The organism is Allobosea sp., from assembly GCF_030695125.1.
GTDB lineage: Bacteria > Pseudomonadota > Alphaproteobacteria > Rhizobiales > Beijerinckiaceae > Allobosea.
The window spans coordinates 53372-71377 of sequence record NZ_JAUYTP010000067.1 but is presented as its reverse complement, the minus strand read 5'-3'; the positions used below and the strand labels follow the sequence as shown (position 1 = coordinate 71377).

At 69.6% G+C, this 18006-nt stretch carries 16 protein-coding genes; 9 read left to right on the top strand and 7 right to left on the bottom strand.

Annotated elements, in window-relative coordinates:
- Positions 1-6: 6 nt before the first annotated feature.
- From Q8S38_RS19360 to Q8S38_RS19340, 5 genes are all read right to left on the bottom strand, one after another.
- Entirely contained in the window at positions 7-741 is a 735-nt protein-coding gene (locus tag Q8S38_RS19360) for a siderophore-interacting protein (RefSeq protein ID WP_305681972.1), read from the bottom strand.
- Positions 738-1856, bottom strand: coding sequence for an ABC transporter substrate-binding protein (locus Q8S38_RS19355; RefSeq protein WP_305681971.1), 1119 nt, complete (start codon positions 1854-1856; stop codon positions 738-740). The genes Q8S38_RS19360 and Q8S38_RS19355 overlap by 4 nt, the downstream gene beginning before the upstream one ends.
- The gene (locus Q8S38_RS19350) at positions 1856-4153 is read right to left on the bottom strand and encodes a TonB-dependent receptor (protein WP_305681970.1); all 2298 of its coding nucleotides are present in this window, start codon (positions 4151-4153) and stop codon (positions 1856-1858) included. Before Q8S38_RS19350 ends, Q8S38_RS19355 begins: the two co-directional genes overlap by 1 nt.
- Positions 4154-4271: 118 nt before the next feature.
- Positions 4272-5246, bottom strand: coding sequence for a FecR family protein (locus Q8S38_RS19345; protein WP_305681969.1), 975 nt, complete (start codon positions 5244-5246; stop codon positions 4272-4274).
- A gap of 111 nt (positions 5247-5357) precedes the next feature.
- The gene (locus Q8S38_RS19340; protein ID WP_305681968.1) at positions 5358-5879 is read right to left on the bottom strand and encodes an RNA polymerase sigma factor; all 522 of its coding nucleotides are present in this window, start codon (positions 5877-5879) and stop codon (positions 5358-5360) included.
- A gap of 289 nt (positions 5880-6168) precedes the next feature.
- Here Q8S38_RS19340 and Q8S38_RS19335 point away from each other — a divergent pair, with 289 nt between their 5' ends.
- The 3 genes from Q8S38_RS19335 to Q8S38_RS19325 all read left to right on the top strand — a co-directional run bounded on the left by Q8S38_RS19335 (position 6169) and on the right by Q8S38_RS19325 (position 9432).
- Entirely contained in the window at positions 6169-7719 is a 1551-nt protein-coding gene (locus Q8S38_RS19335; protein ID WP_305681967.1) for a bifunctional aminoglycoside phosphotransferase/ATP-binding protein, read from the top strand.
- A gap of 80 nt (positions 7720-7799) precedes the next feature.
- Positions 7800-8885 (top strand): alcohol dehydrogenase AdhP, encoded by a 1086-nt coding sequence (gene adhP / locus Q8S38_RS19330; protein ID WP_305681966.1) that lies wholly within the window; start codon positions 7800-7802, stop codon positions 8883-8885.
- A gap of 37 nt (positions 8886-8922) precedes the next feature.
- Complete coding sequence (locus tag Q8S38_RS19325) at positions 8923-9432, top strand: hypothetical protein (RefSeq protein ID WP_305681965.1); 510 nt, start codon at positions 8923-8925, stop codon at positions 9430-9432.
- Here Q8S38_RS19325 and Q8S38_RS19320 read toward each other — a convergent pair.
- The gene (locus tag Q8S38_RS19320) at positions 9402-10130 is read right to left on the bottom strand and encodes a response regulator (protein ID WP_305681964.1); all 729 of its coding nucleotides are present in this window, start codon (positions 10128-10130) and stop codon (positions 9402-9404) included. The genes Q8S38_RS19325 and Q8S38_RS19320 overlap by 31 nt on opposite strands.
- Before the next feature lie 138 nt (positions 10131-10268).
- Between Q8S38_RS19320 and Q8S38_RS19315 the strand changes: the two genes are divergently transcribed.
- Positions 10269-11024 carry a helix-turn-helix domain-containing protein gene (locus Q8S38_RS19315; RefSeq protein ID WP_305681963.1) on the top strand — a complete coding sequence of 252 codons (756 nt, stop codon included), beginning with the start codon at positions 10269-10271 and terminating at the stop codon, positions 11022-11024.
- Between the two features lie 34 nt (positions 11025-11058).
- Positions 11059-12966, top strand: a complete 1908-nt coding sequence (locus tag Q8S38_RS19310) for a hybrid sensor histidine kinase/response regulator (protein ID WP_305681962.1) — start codon at positions 11059-11061, stop codon at positions 12964-12966.
- On the opposite strand, the gene Q8S38_RS19305 is transcribed toward Q8S38_RS19310, so the two are convergent.
- Entirely contained in the window at positions 12963-13574 is a 612-nt protein-coding gene (locus Q8S38_RS19305) for a type I phosphoribosyltransferase (RefSeq protein WP_305681961.1), read from the bottom strand. The two genes, Q8S38_RS19310 and Q8S38_RS19305, sit on opposite strands and share 4 nt — an antisense overlap.
- A 246-nt stretch (positions 13575-13820) precedes the next feature.
- On the opposite strand from Q8S38_RS19305, the gene exbB reads away from it, so the two are divergent.
- The 4 genes from exbB to Q8S38_RS19285 all read left to right on the top strand — a co-directional run bounded on the left by exbB (position 13821) and on the right by Q8S38_RS19285 (position 17707).
- A complete protein-coding gene (gene exbB, locus Q8S38_RS19300) occupies positions 13821-14897 on the top strand; it encodes a tonB-system energizer ExbB (RefSeq protein ID WP_305681960.1) in 1077 nt (358 codons plus the stop codon).
- Between the two features lie 3 nt (positions 14898-14900).
- The gene (exbD, locus tag Q8S38_RS19295; RefSeq protein WP_305681959.1) at positions 14901-15377 is read left to right on the top strand and encodes a TonB system transport protein ExbD; all 477 of its coding nucleotides are present in this window, start codon (positions 14901-14903) and stop codon (positions 15375-15377) included.
- Positions 15374-16297, top strand: coding sequence for an energy transducer TonB family protein (locus tag Q8S38_RS19290; protein WP_305681958.1), 924 nt, complete (start codon positions 15374-15376; stop codon positions 16295-16297). The genes exbD and Q8S38_RS19290 overlap by 4 nt, the downstream gene beginning before the upstream one ends.
- Positions 16298-16594: 297 nt before the next feature.
- Positions 16595-17707: a hypothetical protein gene (locus Q8S38_RS19285; protein ID WP_305681957.1), complete on the top strand. Its 1113-nt coding sequence runs from the start codon at positions 16595-16597 to the stop codon at positions 17705-17707.
- Positions 17708-18006 lie beyond the last annotated feature (299 nt).

Here is an 18006-nt window from a genome sequence, read left to right as displayed (position 1 = left end):
CGAGGCTTAGTCGTCGACGTGATCATGCCCGCCGATGCGACCGGGGCGCCAGTAGCCTTCGGACGCGATCTGCCCGCGTTCGAACCCGCGTGCGACGAGATGGTGGCGCAGCGCCCGGACATTGCTGGTTTCGCCGACGAGATAGGCCTGACCGCGGCCGGGCGGCAGCGTGAAGCGGGCGAGGCAGTCGAGCAGGAGCGAACTCGGTCCCGGCCGCTGGCCATCACGCTGGACCCATTCCAGCGTCAGCGCGGCCTGTGTCGACAGCACAAGCCGGTCGCGTACGCCGTCGATCTCGAGCCATGCGAAGGCCGGGGCGCCGGGGGACATCGTCTCGAGCAGATGCGCGACGGCGGGCAGGCCGGTCTCGTCGGCGCAGAACAGATGCCAGTCGGCTTGCGCTGCCAGCACAGTGCGTCCGCGCGGGCCGGCCGCCGACAGGGTGTCGCCGGCCCGGGCCCGGCGCGCCCAGGTCGAGGCCGGCGCCTCGCCATGCTGCACGAAGTCGATCGCCAGGCCCTGCGCGGCCGGATCGAGCGAGCGGATGGTGTAGTCGCGCCGGCCGGTGCCGCCCTCGGGCAGCGGCATGCGCAGCACCAGGGCCTGGCCGGGCCGGTAATGCAGCTCGTCGAGATGTGCGGCGGTGAAGACGACGCGGCGCAGGCGCGGCGTCAGGTCGAAGGCCTCGACCACTTCGAGCTGCCATTCGTCGCGCGGCGGGGCGGGGGCATCGGGCGTCATTTCGCGGAGATCCAGTAGGCGCCGTCGATCGGGAAAGGCTGGAAGCGCGCATGCAGGTCGCGCAGCGTCGCCGCCGGGTCGAGATCGGCAAACAGGGTCGGGTGCAGCCATGTCGCGAAGGCCTGGACGGCGGCGACGTTGAAGGGCGAATTGTAGAAATGGTGCCAGATCGCGTGGGCGCGACCGTCGCGCACCGGCGGTAGACCGGCGATTCCGGGCCGGGTCAGCGAGCGGAGCAGCGTCATGCGGGCGACCGGGGCCGGGACATCGGCGCCGAGCGCGAGCCAGGGCTTGTCGCCGCTGGCGGCGGCGTTGCCGATCGCGGTGCCGATATAGACGTCGGGCGGGTTGGCCACGAGCCATTCGAGGTTGACGACACCGGCCTCGCCGGGAACCAGCGCCTCGGCGATGTTGACGCCGCCGGCGGCCGTGACGAAGCGGCCCATCATGCCGCGCGTCATGGTCTCGCAGCAGGCGGCGTCTAGGCCGACGCGGCTCTCGATGAAGACGCGGGTCGGTGCGGGGGCGGCGCGGGCCAGCCTGTCGGTGACGGTGGCGAGCGCCTGCTTCCACGCGGCGACGAAGGCCTCGGCCTGCGCCTCGCGGCCCAGGACCTGGCCGAGCAGCAGCATCGATTTCGGCGTGTTGACCAGGGGATCGCTGCGAAAATCGACGAAGACGACGACGGTGCCGGTCGCCTCCAGGGCACGGATGACCTCGCCCGAGCGCGTATCGGGGCCGTGGCCGTCGAGGCCGAAGATCGCAACCTGCGGCTGCGCCGTGATCGCGCTTTCGAGGCTGAAGCTCTCGCGCGAGGCACGGCCGATGCGGGCGATCTGCGCGATCTTGGGAAAGGCCGCCCGGTACTTCGCATAGGTCGCGGGATCGACCGCCTCATACTCGCCCATCATGCCGACGATGCGTCCGACGGGATCGTCGCGGTCGAGGATCGCGAGGGCGGGGATGTAGCGGCCCTCGCCGATGATGATACGCTCGACCCGGTCGGGGATCGTGACGCTGCGGCCCGCGATATCAGTCACCTGCTTCGCCTCGGTCGGGACCGGGGCGAAGAGCAGGCACAGCGCGGCGAGGCCGACCCGGAGGAGACCGGCCATCAGAAGCGCGACGACGCGGTGAGCACGAAGCTGCGCCCGGGCTGGTAGAGCGGCGTCACCGTGCCGAACTCCTGGCCATAGGTCGCGCGGTCGGCATAGGTCTGGTCGAGCAGATTCTTGACCTCGGCGCGGAAGGTCAGGTTCTGGAGCTGCAGCGGCTTGTACTCGATGAAGGCGTTGACGACCTCATAGCCCTTGAGCGGCTGGCTGCCCGGCGCGACCTTCTTGTAGTCGCGCACGATCTCGACATCCGCGCCGATGGTGACGCCATACGGCTTGAAGGTGTGGGCTGCGGTCAGCGTCCAGATCCGGCCGATCGGCGTCGCCAGATAGGTGCCGGTGTCGGAATCGGCGCGCTGGTTGTCGATGCGGACATCGACATCGGCGTATTTGGCGCGCACGAAGCCGTCTTCCCAGGCATAGCCGAGCCCGATCTCGTAGCCTTGCGACTCGACCTCGCGGGTCAGCGTCGCGCTGGCGGCGGCGTAGCGGGCGGCGCGGGCGTGATCGAGGACGGTGCGGAACACCGAGCCTTCGAGGGTGAAGCCCTGCCAGCGCGCGACCAGCCCGGCGGTGACGTTGTCGGACGTCGCCGGCCTGATGCCCGTGCCGTAGTTCCAGGCCGGGTTCATGATGAAGTTCTCGGCGAGCTGGATGCCGCCCCAGACATGCGAATAGCCGGCCTTGAGCGTGAGGTGCTCGGGGATCAGGTCGAATTCGCCGGATATGTTGCGGCTGAGGCCGGCATTGTCCCATTCCCGGCCGGTCGTGCCGGTGAACCATTGCCGGTCGCCGCGCAGGCCGAAGGAGATCCGGGCCCGCTCGATCGGGGTCAGCCTCGCCTGGGCGTAGAGGCCGGCATTGCTGGCCTTCTCGTCGGCGCGGAAGTTGCGGTCCTTGTAGAGCGCCTTGTCCTTGTAGAAATCGACGCCGGCGGTGAGGCTGCCGAGGCTGCCGAGGCCGAAGCGGTTCTCGAACTTGCCGTTGAAGCTGTCGGTCGTGCCGGTGCCGGGATAGGTCACGGGCACCGTGCTGGCGCCGAGCGGGCGCTCGAAGATCGGCGTGTCGACATTGGTCCGGCTGTAGGCGAGCACGCCCTTGGGGTCCCACCAGCCGAGCGCCGTTGTGCGGCTGTAGCTCAGCACCGTGTTCTGGCGATCGATCTCGTAGCGGCGCAGGCGCGGCTCCCAGACGGGGCGCCCGGTGATGAAACCGATATTGCCGCGGAACGGCCGCAGTGCATCGTCGCGCACGCGCTCATGGCTGATCTGGAAGCGGTCGCCGGAGGGCGCCTCCCAGCCGAGCTTGAGCAACCCGCTGAGGAGGTCGCTCTTGGTGCCGAGCACCTCCTGGCCATTGCCGGCCTTGTAGTTGCCGCCCCTGGCGAACGTGCCATAGCCGAGAATGTCGAAGCCGCCCTGGCGGCCATAGCCCGAGAGGCTGTTGGTGAAGACGGCGCCGTTTGTGTTGAACTGCGACTTGGCGAAGCCGCCGACACCATCGCCGGGCAGGAAGTCGCGCGCATCCTTGGTCTCGTAGGCGATGGCGCCGCCGAGCGCGCCGGGCCCGGCATCGGCGGGCGCCACGCCGGCATCGACGCGCACCGCCCGCAGGAAGGAGGGGTCGATCAGCGTCGTGCCGTTGTGGTGGAAGACCTTGTTGTTCTGGCGCGAGCCATCGATCGTGACCGCGAGATTGGTCTCCTCGACGCCGTTGACATAGACCTTCTGCGACATCGGCGTCGAACCGCCGACCTTGACGCCGGGCTGGCCCGAGAAGAGCTCGCGGGCATCGGAGGGATTGATGCGCGCGAGGTCGGCCGGGCCGATCAGGATCTCGCTGGGGCCGCCGCGGGCCATCGAGCCCCCCGCGACGGTGATCGTGTCGAGCTCGATGGCGCCCGGTTCGATGGCTCCGGTGGAAGCCACAGCGCCGCTGGCGCCGGCGATCGTCACCGCCGTGGCGCTGGTGAAGCGGTAGGTCAGGCCGGTTCCCGCCAGCAACTGGCCGAGCGCAGCCTGGGCGGTCAGCGGGCCGCTGACGGCTGTCGAGCGTTTGCCGGCTGCGACCGAGGAGGGCACCACGATCTCGATGCCGGTCTGCCGCGAGAAGGCGATCAGCGCTGCGCTCAGCGGCTGGGAGGGAATGGCGATGATGCCGCGCGCCGCCGCGGCTGGCTGCGACTGGGCGAGCGCCGGCGTCATGGCCATGCAGCCCATCAGCGCGGTGCCCGCCAGCATGAGCGTCAGCGTGGCCGGCCGCGCGGGCCTCGTTGCGATAGCGATGTCGGCGCTCATGTTCACCTGGTCCCTGTCCCAAGACTGTGCGGAGACGCGGCAGGCGAGCCGGCTCCCGGTCCTGAAGACGCTGGCGCGGCGCAGAGTCATTAGGCCGGGGCTGCGATTTTTTTCGCGCTCACCAATCGGCCAGGGCAATGAAGAGGTTCGTCGCCCGCAGCATCCGCAACCCGAGGCTGCGGGCGATCGTCTCGATCGCGGCGTCGGGGCGGCGCGCGTCGAACACGGCGGTGACGCGACGGGCGCCGAGATCGGTGCCCAGGAGCTGGACCCGGCCCCGGCGGTAGCGGGCAAGCTCGGTCAGAACCTGCGACAGCGGCGCATCGTGGAAGATCAGGAGATCCTGGCGCCAGGCGGCCACGCTGTCGGGATCGACCGCGCCGATGGCCGAGAGGCCGCCGCCGTCAAAGCTCACGGTCTGTCCCTGATCGAGGCGGGCCGGCTGGCCGCCCGCCGCGCTGACCGAAACGGCGTTATGCGCGACGGCGACCGACACCGCATCCTGCCCCAGCTTGACGTCGAAGGCCGTTCCCAGCACCTCGATCCGGCCTTGCCTTGCCTCGACCAGAAAGGGGCGTCCCGGCTGGGGCGCCACCGTGAAGAAGGCCTCGCCGGCGATCAGCCGGACCCGCCGGCGATCCGCGGCGAAGGCGATGTCGAGGGCGCTGTCGGGACCGAGCTCGACCGTCGATCCATCCGTCAGGCCGATCAGGCGCCGCTCGCCGATGGCGGTGCGATGATCGGCCATCAGGCCTGGCGGGACGAACTGCCAGCCGGCGATGATCGCGAGCAGGATGGCGGCGGCGGCGGCGAGCGGACGCCAGTTGCGGGCCGCAGGCCGGCGCGCGCGTCCGTCTTTCACCCGCCCCGGCGCGTCCACCGGCATGGGGCGGGCGATCTGGCCGAGGCTGCCCCAGAGGTGCTCGATCTCGCGCCAGGCCTCGGCATGGGCCGGGTCCGCCGCGAGCCAGGCGGCGAAGCCGGCGCGCTCGGCCTCCGTCGCCTGCTCGTCCTGCAGTCTGACGAACCAGGCGATGGCGGCGTCATCGACCGGGTTCGCCTCCGGCGTCATCGGCCCGCTCGTTGCCGGCATGGTCTCGGTCCTGTCGCCTGCGGCAAGCGTCGCGCTCCGGTTCGCGGTTCGAGGCGACGGCGGTCGCGTCCCTGCACCTGCCTCTGTAGACGATCGGACCGGCAAAACGAATTAGCCGGTCGCCGCTGCATTCTCGCGCAGGCGGCGCCGCAACGCCGTCATGGCGTTGGCCAGATGGACCATGACCGTGTTTCGCGAGATGCCCAGCCTGGCGGCGATCTCGGCATAGCTCAGGCCATCGAAGCGGTGCAGCAGCAGGACCTCGCGGCAGCGTGGCGACAAGGCGTCGATGGCGGCCGCGAGAGCGTCGATGTCTTCGCGCGCCATCATCGCCATGTCGGCGGAGGGGCCGGGATCGGCGATGGCGTCATCGGCCAGTTCGAGCGGGGCGATCACCAGGGTGCTGCGGCTCTGGCGACGCCAGGCGTCGATCGCCAGGGTTTCGGCGGCGCGCTGCAGATAGGCGCGGATGTCGCGGATCTCGTCCCGGGGGGCCCGCAACAGCTTCACGAAGGCGTCCTGCACGATATCGGCCGCGGCGGCGGCCGACAGGCCGCGTCGCACGAGGTGCCGGCGCAGGCGCGATTGCTCGTCTGCATAGAGAGCCGCGAGGTTGATCGGGGGCGGGGACATGAGGGGGCCAAGGGGAAGTGGCGGCAACGGTCGCCTACGACGAACCGCGACGCCGGGAGCAGCCGGACATAGCGAAGCCAGAATTCCTGTTCAAGAACAATGATTTAGAAGGGTTCTAGGCAAGCCTCTCCCGCGATGGCCGGCGCGGTTGCGGTTCCGGCCATCGGGCCGCCCGGAGATGCCGGGGGAGCAGGCCCGGCGGGTCGGAGTTTCCCGCGGGGTTGATGCAGCGCCGGGATCGCGGCACGGTCGCCCGATGATGGGTGCTCGGGGGATGCCGGCGGCCGCGATGACGATCGACTTTCAGGACGAGATCATCGCCTTGCTGGGCGCGGAGGCCGGCGTCGCGCCGGCCGAGGCGACGACGATCGGCACGCATATCTCGCTGGTGCTGCTGCTCGGCCGGCGGGTCTACAAGCTGAAACGGCCGGTGCGTCTGCCCTATCTCGATTTCTCGACGCCGCAGCTGCGGCTGGCCGCCTGCGAGCGCGAGTTGCGGCTCAACCGCCGCACCGCGCCGATGCTCTACCGTGGCGTGCGCCGCATCACGCGCGAAAGTGACGGCCGCCTGGCGCTCGATGGCCCCGGCGCGCTGGTCGAGGCGGCGGTCGAGATGGCCCGCTTCGACGCGGACGGGCTGTTCGAGGCGATGGCTGGGGAGGGGCGGCTGACGCCGGCCCTGATGACCGCGCTGGCTGGCCAGATCGCAGCCTTCCACGGGGCGGCCGAGATCGATGTCAGCGGGGCGGGCGCCCGGGCGATGGCGTCGGTCCTGGACATCAACGCGCGCGGGCTGGCGCTGACCGATCTGTTCGCCACGGCCGAGGTCGCGGCGCTGAACGGCGCCTGCCGCGCGGCGCTCGCCCGCCACGGCGCCCTGCTCGATGCCCGCGGGCGCGCCGGGAAGATCCGCCACTGCCATGGCGATCTGCATCTGCGCAACATCTGCCTGATCGACGGCGTGCCGACCTTGTTCGACGGCCTCGAATTCGACGAGGCGCTGGCGACGACGGATGTCCTCTACGACCTCGCCTTCGTCCTGATGGACCTCTGGCATCGCGGGCTGGACAGTCTCGCGAACACGCTGTTCAACCGCTATCTCGATGCCACCGGCGACGAGGCGGGTTTGCCGCTCCTGCCCTTCTTCATGGCGGTGCGAGCCACGGTCCGGGCGCATGTCGTGGCGCTCCAGGCGCAAGAGGACAAGGCCGCCGGCGCGCCGAGCGCGGCCAGCGAGGCCGAAGCCGGGTCCTATCTCGGGCTCGCCCTGGCCTGTCTGGCGCCGCGCGAGGCCCGGCTGGTCGCGGTCGGAGGCCTGTCCGGCTCGGGCAAATCGACGGTCGCGGCGGCGGTTGCGCCCGCTATCGGACCGGTGCCCGGCGCCCGCATCCTGGCCAGCGACCGGCTGCGCAAGCGCCGCTTCGGCGTGGCGGCGGAGACCCGTCTGCCGTCCGAGGCCTATCGTCCGGAGGTCTCGGCGGCGGTCTATGCCGAGCTGATGGCAGGTGCTGCGGCGATTCTGCGCCTTGGCCACGGCGTCGTCGCCGACGCCGTGTTCGACCGCGCGCCCGACCGGGAGCAGATCGCGGCCGTGGGCGCTGCCGCGGGCGCCGCGTTCCAGGGTCTCTGGCTCGAAGCGGGCATCGAGACGCTGGTTTCGCGCGTCGATGCCCGCACGGGCGATGCCTCCGACGCGACGCCCGACGTCGTTCGCGCGCAGGCGCTCCACCGCCCCGAAGGCGTCGCCTGGGCGCAGATCGCCGCCGAGGGGGGGCGCGAAGCGGTCTGCCAGGAGGCGCGCCGGCATCTGGGCCTGCCCGCCTCGTCGCAGGGGCGATGATCCCCCCCATCGCTTGATCTCGCTCAAGGTCCGGTCCGAGCGACGCCGTAACATCGGCGTCGCGGCAGATGGAGCGGCTCATGGCGACAACGATGAAGGCGGCGGTGGTGCGGGCGTTCGGCCAGCCGCTGGTCGTCGAGGATGTGCCGATTCCCGTGCCCGGGCCCGGGGAATTGCTCGTCAGGGTGCTGGCCTGCGGCGTCTGCCACACCGATCTCCACGCCGCCGACGGCGATTGGCCGGTGAAGCCGGTACCGCCCTTCATTCCCGGTCACGAGATCGCGGGCGTGGTCGCCGCGCTCGGGCCCGGCGTCAGCGACTTCGTCCCAGGGGATGCGGTCGGCGTCGCCTGGCTGCATGATTCCTGCCTGCGTTGCGAGTATTGCGAGACCGGCTGGGAGACCTTGTGCGAGCACCAGCACAACACCGGCTACAGCTGCAATGGCGGCTTCGCCGAATATGCGATCGCCACCGCCGCCTTCGCCGCCCGTCTGCCCGCAGGGGTGGATTTCGCGGCGATAGCCCCGATCCTCTGCGCCGGCGTCACCACCTATAAGGGGCTGAAGGAGACCGAGGCGCGGCCGGGCGAATGGGTCGCGATCTCCGGCATCGGCGGTCTCGGCCAGGTCGCCATCCAATATGCCAAGGCGATGGGGCTCAAGGTCGTGGCGCTCGACATCGCCGCCGAGAAGCTCGCGCTCGCCCGCGAGACCGGGGCCGATGTCGTGATCGACGCCCGCTCGCCGAGCGCGATCGACGACGTCGTCGCGGCGACCGGCGGCGGCGCCCAGGGCGTCCTGGTCACTGCGGTTTCGCCGCCTGCCTTCGCGCAGGCCGTGCGGATGGGGCGACGCAAGGGCACCGTCGTGCTGGTCGGCCTGCCGCCCGGCGAGTTCCCGACCCCGATCTTCGACGTCGTACTCAAGCGCATCACGCTGCGCGGCTCGATCGTCGGTACGCGGCGGGATCTCGACGAGGCCATCGCATTCGCGGCCGAGGGCAAGGTCACCGCCCGCATCGCCACCGCCCCGCTCGGCGACATCAACCGGATTTTCGAACGGCTGAAACAGGGCGCCATCGAGGGGCGGATGGTCCTCGACCTGTCGCTGCCGATCACGTCGATGGCCCCGGCCAGGGGGGCGGCCGGCGGCCGGGCGGCTGCGTGACGTCGCAGCCGTCCCCTCGCAGGTGAGGAGCCTCGCCATGCCAGCGGTCTACACCGTTTCGCCGATCACGCCAGACACCGTGGATGCGGCTTTCCCGTTGGTTGGCGCGCTGACGCCGCGGCTCGAGATCGAGCGCTGGCGGGCTTATTGCGACGGGCTACATAAGCGGCAGGAGCGGGATGCGCCGCAGCGGCAGGTCCTCGTCGCCACCAATCCGCGCGGTCATGTCCAGGGCCTCTGCCTGTGGTCGCGGGGCCGTCATGCTGTCCATGGGCCGATTCTGGACGTCCCCGTCTTCATCGTCGCCAGCGCCGCAGACGAGGCCGGCGTCGCCTCTGCGCTCGTCGACGATCTGTGCGCGATCGCCGGGCGGATGGATTGCGCGGCCATCCGTATCCGCAGCGAGGCCTCGCCGAAGGTGCTGCCGCAGTTGCGGGCTCCCCAGCGGCGCGATGGCCGGGGCGTCGTCGTGATCCTCGATCCGAGTCCGCTCCTCGACGCGCCCTGGGGGCGCCCTCAGGACGACAGCTTGCCGGTGAAGACGTAGCCGACGCCGCGAACGGATTTGATCAGCGTCGGTTGTTTCGGGTCGGGCTCGATCTTCTTGCGCAGCCGTGCGATCTGGGCGTCGATCGTCCGGTCGAACGCTTCGAGACTGCGGCCATGGGTGAGATCCATCAGCACGTCGCGCGAGAACACCCGGCCCGGATGGCGCGCCAGCGCCGCCAGCATCTCGAACTCGCCGGTGGTGAGGATGATCTCCGTCCCGGCGGCGGTGATGAGCTGCCGGCAGCCGAGATCCAGCCGCCAGCCGTCGAAATGGATCGTGTCGCCGGCCTCGGCCCGCTGCACGGGGGCGGGCTGGCGTCGGCGCAGCACGGTCCGCAGCCGGGCCAGGACCTCGCGCAGGTGGAACGGCTTGGGGATGTAATCGTCGGCGCCGACCTCGAGACCCACGATCCTGTCGACGACGTCGTCGCGCCCGGTGAGCATGATGATCGGGACGTCGGAGCGGGCGCGAACCTCGCGCGCCAGCATCAGGCCGTCCTCGCCGCCCGGCAGGACGAGATCGAGCAGGATGATGTCGATGGGGGTCCGCTGCAGGCAGTCGCGCATGGCCGCACCGTCGGCGGCGCCGGTGACGCGATATCCCTCATCCTCGAAATAACGGATCAGCATCTGCCGAATGCGAACATCGTCATCCACCACGAGGATGTGTTCGTTGCGGGCTGCAGGCTCGGTCATGTCAGGCAGTTCAGCTCCCTCGCCACCGCGGCTGTTACAAACCGTCACAACTTCGCACGGAGTGTCACTGTGGCGGCGTTCGGCCGTTACCGGAATCGTTTCAATTCGGCCTGTCGATCAATCAGGGATGATAAGCCGATGCTTTCGCAAGCCACCATGTCACAGCCGCGCGGAGCTGTCAGGCCATTCGCGACGGTTCCGCCCCAGCCCGCCAGCCTGAACAGCCTGTTCGGCGGCCAGCCGATCGAAACCTTCGAGCCCGGCACAGCCGTTTTCTGGGAGGGAGACGACGCCCGCCATGTCTTCGAGGTCGTCGAGGGCGTCCTGCGGGTGTTCCGCATCCTGAGCGACGGTCGCCGGATCATCACCGGGTTCATCTATCCCGGCGATCTGCTCGGCGTCTCGCTGAAGGACCAGTATCTCTACACCGCGGAGGCGGTGACCCGCACGAAGCTGCGCCGCTATGAGCATGGGCGCTTTCAGGACGAGATCAACCGCTCGCCCGAGCTGCGGCCCCAGCTTTTCGCCTGCCTCTGCGACGAGATGGCCGCAGCCCAGGACCAGATGGTGCTGCTGGCGCGCAAGAGCGCCGAGGAGCGCGTCGCCAGCTTCCTGCTGGTGATCGCACGGCGCCTTGGCGACGACGCCCGCCAGCCGGTGATCGAGATCCCGATGACCCGCCTGGACATGGCCGATTATCTCGGCCTGACGATCGAGACGGTGTCGCGGACGATGACCCGGCTGACCAATTGCGGCGTCATCGCACCCAGCAGCCGCCATGCCATGGTCGTCCGCAAGCTCGGCAAACTCGCCGCTCTTGCAGGCGAGATCGATGCCGACGATAAAAGCGCAGCCGGGGTCGGTGCGGTCCAGCAAGCTGTCTGGCCGCAATAGTCAACATCGCGCCGAGGTCTGAACGAGCATGGGAGTGACGGTTACCAGCGAGTTCAGCCTCGACGATTTCGCGCGAATTCTCGACAGTGCCAACATCATCGTCCACGGCTATGACGGTGTCATCACGCGCTGGACCAGCGGCTCCGAGGCGCTCTATGGCTGGACACGGGCGGAAGCCCTCGGCCAAGTCGCCTACGATCTGCTCGAGACGGTTTTCCCCCAACCCCTGGCCGATATCGCCGCCCATCTGCGCCGACATGGGGTCTGGACGGGCGAGCTGACCCAGCGCCGCAAGGATGGCGCCATCATTTTCGTCGCCAGCCGCTGGGTCGTCGCCGATTCCGGTGGAGACGGCGATTTCGCGATCGTCGAGACCAATGTCGACGTCAGCGATCTGCGGACGATGCAGGCGCATCTCGTCGCGCGCGAGGCGCATCTGCGCTCGATCCTCGACACCGTGCCCGAGGCCATGGTCGTCATCGACGACAAGGGCACGATCACCTCCTTCAGCGCCGCCGCCGAGCGGCTCTTCGGCTTCGCCGCCAACGAGGCGGTCGGCCGCAATGTCCGCATCCTGATGCCGCAGCCCGACCGCGACGCCCATGACGGCTACATGTCGCGCTACCTCGACACCGGTGAGCGCCGCATCATCGGCTATGGGCGCGTCGTGACGGGGCAGAAGAAGGATGGCACGCAGTTCCCTATGGAGCTGGCGATCGGCGAGGCGCGCGCGGCGGGCCGCCGGATCTTCACCGGCTTCATCCGCGACCTGACCAGCCGCCACCGCATCGAGGAGGAGCTGCGCCAGGCCCACAAGATGGAGGCCGTCGGCCAGCTGACGGGCGGAATCGCCCATGATTTCAACAATCTGCTCACCGTTGTCAGCGGCAATCTGGAGATGATCGAGCGGCGCCTGACCGACGACCGGTCGCGCGCGCTGCTGCGCGAGGCGCAAAGCGCGGCAGAAGATGGCGCGAAGCTGACCGCGCAGCTCCTCGCATTCGGGCGCAAGCAGCCGCTGAACGCCAAGCTCGCCGATGTCGGCCAGCTCGTGTCGCAATTCGTGCCGCTGCTGCGCCGGGCGCTGGGGGAGACGGTCGAGCTGCGCACCATCGTGTCGGGTTCGCCGGTCACGGCGCTGGTCGATGCGTCGCAGCTGCAGAACGCCCTGCTCAACCTCACGCTCAATGCCCGCGATGCAATGCCGCGCGGCGGCCGGCTGACGGTCGAGATCTCCGCAGCCAAGCTCGATTCGGACTATGCCAGCATGTATCCCGAGGTTCGGACCGGCAGCTATGTGCTGATCTCGGTCACCGACACCGGCAGCGGCATGTCGGCCGAGGTCAGGCAGCATGCTTTCGAGCCGTTCTTCACCACAAAGGGCGTGGGGGCGGGCACAGGCCTCGGGCTGAGCATGGTCTATGGTTTCACCAAGCAGTCCGGCGGCCATGTCCAGCTCTACAGCGAGGTCGGGCAGGGCACGAGCGTGCGCCTGTTCCTGCCAGCGGCCAGCATGGCGCCGGTCGAGGCCCCGCGGGCTGCTTCCGACGCGCCTGCGCCGCCGCCGGCCCTGCCGGGCGGGTCGGAGACGATCCTCGTGGTCGAAGACGACGCCAGGGTGCGCCGGGTCGCGGTGGCCAGGCTCGAGGATACCGGGTACCGCGTGCTCGAGGCCGAGAATGCCGCCCAGGCGTTGGAGAGGCTGGCGGCGGATCCGCAGATCGCGCTGCTCTTTACCGATATCGTCATGCCGGGGGGGATGTCGGGCGACGAGTTGGCCCGCGCGGCGCGCCGCCTGCGGCCCGGCCTCAAGATCATCCTGACCTCAGGCTTCGCCGAGCCGAGCGTCGCGGTGCGCGAACTCGCCGCCGAGGCGAGCTGGCTGAAGAAGCCCTACAGCGCCCTGGAACTGGCGGTGCGGATCCGAGAGCTTCTGGACTAGGCGGATGCGGCGGGCGGGCCCGGCAGCCCGCCCTCCGGCGCTTCGGGCTCCGCCTGCGGCAGCGGCCGCAGGCTGTGGACGCGGATGCCGGCGCCCGCCAGCAGGCTGCGCCCCCCCATCCCGTCCAGTTCGAAGACGAACATCGCGGTGTCGCAGTGGCCACCGAGACGGCGGATCAACCTGATCGCGGCCAGGGCGTGGCCTCCCGTCATCAGGCAATCATCGACGATCGTCAGCCTGCGACCTGCGATCCCGTGCGCGCGGGAGATCGCCACTCCGTCGCCCAGTTCGTAATTCGCCATGATGGTGCGAATGACCTCGACCCGGATCGACCCGACCTTGCGGATGTCGAGCATGCCCAGCGCGTTGCGATAGGCCAGCGCGCCTGCGAGGCCCAGACCCCCGACATCGATGCCGCCGATGATCTCGGTATCGCCCGGCAGCTGCCGGGCCAGCGCCTCGACCACCTGTCGCACCGTGGCGCCGTCGGTCGCCGCAGGCGTGATGTCGGGAAAATCGGTGCCCGGCGCAGGATGGTTCTTCCAGCGCCGGTACCTCAGCGGAATCGCAGCGGCATCGGCCGACTCGATCGATGTCGCGCGTTCCATGTATCGTCGAGCCCCGCCGTGCCAGCCTTCGCGGGCCTCTCATGCCTGCAGAACATGGTTGTGACAACGCAGACCAGCCCGCACGCAGCGGCCTGGCCCAGCGCGACGGCTAGACAGGCAGGCCACGGGCCGCGACGACGATCTCCAAGCCGAGCGCCTTGACATCGGCAGACGCTTGGACGAGGCGTAACGCCGCGCATCACATTGAATTCAAAGCTTTTTTTGAATTATTCCAAGGAGAAGGCGGTGTCTTCCAAGCTTCTGCGTCGGGCAGCATCGCGCCTGTGCATCGGTCTGCTGTCCATCGGCGTCGCCGTGATCGGCCTGGCTGCGGTCCAGACCCCCTCGCGGGCCCAGCCGGCCGAGCCGCCGCCTGCTGCGGCGGCGCCGGGCGCGCCGACGACCGCGCTGCCGCCGACCCTGCCGCAATTCGGCATCGCGCCGCCGAGTGCGGCCCATCCGACGGCCCCTGCGATCGCGCAGACACCGATGCCCAGCCTCCCGGCGCAGGCCGCGCAGCCGGCGGCTTTGCCGGCGATGCCGCACGACCTGTCGCCCTGGGGCATGTTCATGGCCGCCGACATCGTCGTGAAGGCGGTGATGGTCGGGCTGGCCTTCGCCTCGGTGGTGACCTGGACGATCTGGCTGGCCAAGGCGCTGGAACTCGGCACCGCCAAGGCCGGGGCGGGGCGGGCGCTGCGACGGCTCTCGGAGGCGCAGAGCCTGACGGACGCCGCCGGCGCGATCGCCGGCCAGGGCGGCCGGATGCGTGGGGCCGTCGGCGCCCTGCTCGGGGCGGCGCTCGACGAGACGAAGCGTTCTGCGGATCTGGAGCCGGAGGGGATCAAGGAGCGCGTCGCGATCGCGCTGTCGCGGATCGAGGCGCGGGCAGGGCGGGCCATGGCCAAGGGGACCGGGCTGCTCGCCACGATCGGCTCGACCGCGCCGTTCGTGGGCCTGTTCGGCACGGTCTGGGGCATCATGAACTCGTTCATCGGCATCAGCCAGGCCAAGACCACCAATCTCGCCGTCGTGGCGCCGGGCATCGCCGAGGCGCTGCTGGCGACCGCAATCGGCCTGGTGGCGGCGATTCCCGCCGTGATCATCTACAATGTCTTCGCCCGCTCGATCACCGGCTACCGCGCCCTGCTCGCGGACGCCTCGGCCGAGATCCTGCAGCATCTCTCGCGCGACCTCGAGCGCCTGCACCGCCCGCCCGCCGCGGTCGCGGCGGCTCCGGGGCGCACCATGCTGCATGCGGTGGCTGCGACGCAGGCGGCCTCGGCGCAGGCGGCCTTGCCGCCGCGCATCCCGGCGGAGTGAGCCATGGCCGTTTCGCTCAAGGATTCGCAGGCCGACGACCTCGGGGAGGTCAGCGAGATCAATGTCACGCCGTTCATCGACGTGATCCTTGTGCTGCTGATCATCTTCATGGTCGCCGCCCCGCTCTCGACCGTGGACGTCGCCGTCGACCTGCCGGTCTCCAACGCGCAGCCGCAGCCGCGGCCGGAGACGCCTGTCTTCCTGACCGTGAAGAACGACCTGTCGCTCGCCCTCGGCAATGACGGCGTGCCGCGCGCGATGCTGGGCGCGATGCTCGATCGCCAGACCAGCGGCGACCGCCAGCAGCGCGTCTTCCTGCGCGCCGATGGCGGCGTCGCCTATCGTGAGCTGATGGAGGTGATGAACCTCTTGCGTCAGGCCGGCTATCTCAAGATCGCACTGGTCGGGCTCGAGGATACCGGGCAGGGCGCGCCACCGGCGGCACCCGGCGCATCGGCTGCCGGGGCGGCGCGGCCATGAGCGTGCTGGCGAACCTGGCGGACCGTTCCAACGGCCTGGGCGCCCGCCTCTGGCCAGCGGCGCTGCGCTGGACGCTGGCGGCGTTCGTCGTCGGCGGCCTGCACGCCATGGCGGGCTGGATGATGGTGACGTGGCAGCGCGCCGAAGCCGCGATGGGCGCGCCGCCGGCCGGCGTGATGATCGAACTCGCCCCGCTCCCCGTGGCGCCCGAAGCGCCGCCGCAGGAGGTCGCGCCCGGTCCCGAAATGGTCGAGGCCCAGCCGGAGCCGCAGCCCGAGCCCGTCGTGGAGACGCCGCCGGAGCCCGTGCCGCCGGAGCCTCTGCCGCCCGAACCCGTCGAGCCGCCTCCGGTCGAGCCGCCGCCCGAGCCGGAGCCGCAACCCGTGGTCCAGCCCGAACCCGAGATCAGGATCCCGGAGCTGCCGCCGCTGCCTGACGCCGCGGCCGTGCTGGCGCCGCCTCCGCCGCCACCGGCGCGCCCCCGCATCGTCGAGCGCAAGCCGCCGCCCAAGAAGGTGGTCGCGCGCGCCAAGCCGATCCATCCGAACAAGCCCCAGGCCGAGCGCACGAGCGCGCCGATGGCGCAGGCGCTGGCCGCGCCGACGGCGGCCGCAGCGAACCCGGGGGCCGCCGCCGATTCCGCCGCCACGCGGGCGAGCTGGCGCGGCACGCTGCTGGCGCATCTCAACCGCTACAAGCGCTTCCCCGGTGGCGCCAATCCGGGCACGGTCCAGGTGTCGTTCAGCATCGATCGCTCGGGGCGGGTCCTGTCGGCCCGCCTCGTCGGCGGCTCGGGCGATGCGCTGCTGGACGAAGAGGCGGTTGCCATGATCCGCCGGGCGAGCCCGGTCCCGGCGCCGCCCGAAGGGCTGGGCGGCGGGACCATCGCGCTCGCCGTGCCGGTGAAGTTCTCGCGTTGAGACTGGACGGAGGGGCCGCCTGGATCAGCGGGCTCCCCATCCGCGAGATCGAAATTCCGGCCGCGTCGCCGCGCAACGCCGGGCGCCAGCCAACTCCCGTCATCACCGGCCCCGGTGCCCTGAGGGTTCAGGCCATAGGCGACGGCGCAGGTCCGGCACCCGATACGCTCGCTCGACCGCCTTGTGCTGTTCCCTAGGCAACAGCCATCCGACGTCGAATCCGGCACCCCGACATTTGGACCGCCGATCAGTGTCGCGTCGGCAGCAGCGTGGCCAACGCTCGAGGGGAAGGATCAGATGAACGATTTCGAGACGCGATGGAACCGAGCCCTGAGCCAGATCGAGTATACGCCGTTCGGAAAGAACAAGTTACTGGCCAGAAGGATGATCGAAGAACAGTTCAGCAAGAGCACGTTCATCTACGGCACGGTCGGCCCCAATGCCCTGCATAACGGGTGGGGCGCGACGGGAAACCCTGTTGCCCGCGGCGCTTTGCACTGGATCAACAGGGCGCGGGCGCACCCGCACAGCATTTTCAGAAAGCGGATCATCCGGCTCTACGATCCGGGGCCCCGCACCGGTGCGTTAGTCAAGGGCGGGCTGCAGATGATGGACATGTATTACGGGATGAACAACGACCTGTTCAGGAACCGCGACGTCCACATCGCCGAATTCGTTCATCGCGTCATGGGCTTTGACGATCGCGGCGTTCCGTTCGATCCCGAGATGTCCGGGCGGGATGCATTCTTCGCTGCGTTCCGGGGAGCGCAGGAGGGATGGTACAAACAAGGCGCCACCGATGCGGTCTATGGCCAGTCGGCAACCAAGGAGATGTCGAAGATCATCCGCGAGGGCATCAAGCGCTTCGGCGGGAAGCTGATCTTCGAGGGCAAATCCGTCTACGGATCGCAGATCTTCGACCCCCATGCGCGGCAGGGTGACGCCGATCTGGAGGCCCAGGAACTGTTTCAGTCCATGGTCTGGCCGCTGACGCCATGCGTGCCGTTCGGTCACGGAACGCTCGAATTCCAATGGGGCGGACGACCGGCCACACCTACGCGTGCTCATTTTCTAAGCAACTGGAACTGGGGGGACCGCACGACTCATGGTCCTGCCAACCGCGTGAATCAGACAAACCACAATGATCCCTGGCGGGACTATCTCAAGACGGTCTTGTCGAAACGCCACGGGCTAAGGCTGATCTGGCACAATTTTATGAATGTCCCTCTGAACTTTCCCAGGCTCACCCAAGGCGAGCAGTCTCTAGCGGACTGGGAGGTGAGCATCATGGTGCGGGCGATCGACCGAGTCAGCCATGCGCTTCACAATACGGCTGCTCCCCCGAGGGTCGGCGCCTATGACCCCGCCACCTGGACGGGCGATCCGCGCCCTCGTGGACGTCGGTACTGATCGAGCCCGGCCGGCGTCGATATCCCCACAAGAAAAAAGGGCCGCGCGTGAGCGCAGCCCAAGTCTAGGGAGGAAACGCCCAAGGAGGGCGACGCAGCATCGCTGCTGCGGTGCATCATATATAGGGAGGGCGCCTCGCCCTCACAAGCGCAAAAGGGCAGCATCGTTGTCCTATTTTTTCGGCAGAATCTCCGCGCCGCGACCCGTCTGGCGCGCTTGACGGGCTCATTACGATCGCAGGCGGCCCCCGGACCGGGCTCGTGACTGCCGCCGCCCTGCGCAGTTCATGCTGATTTTTC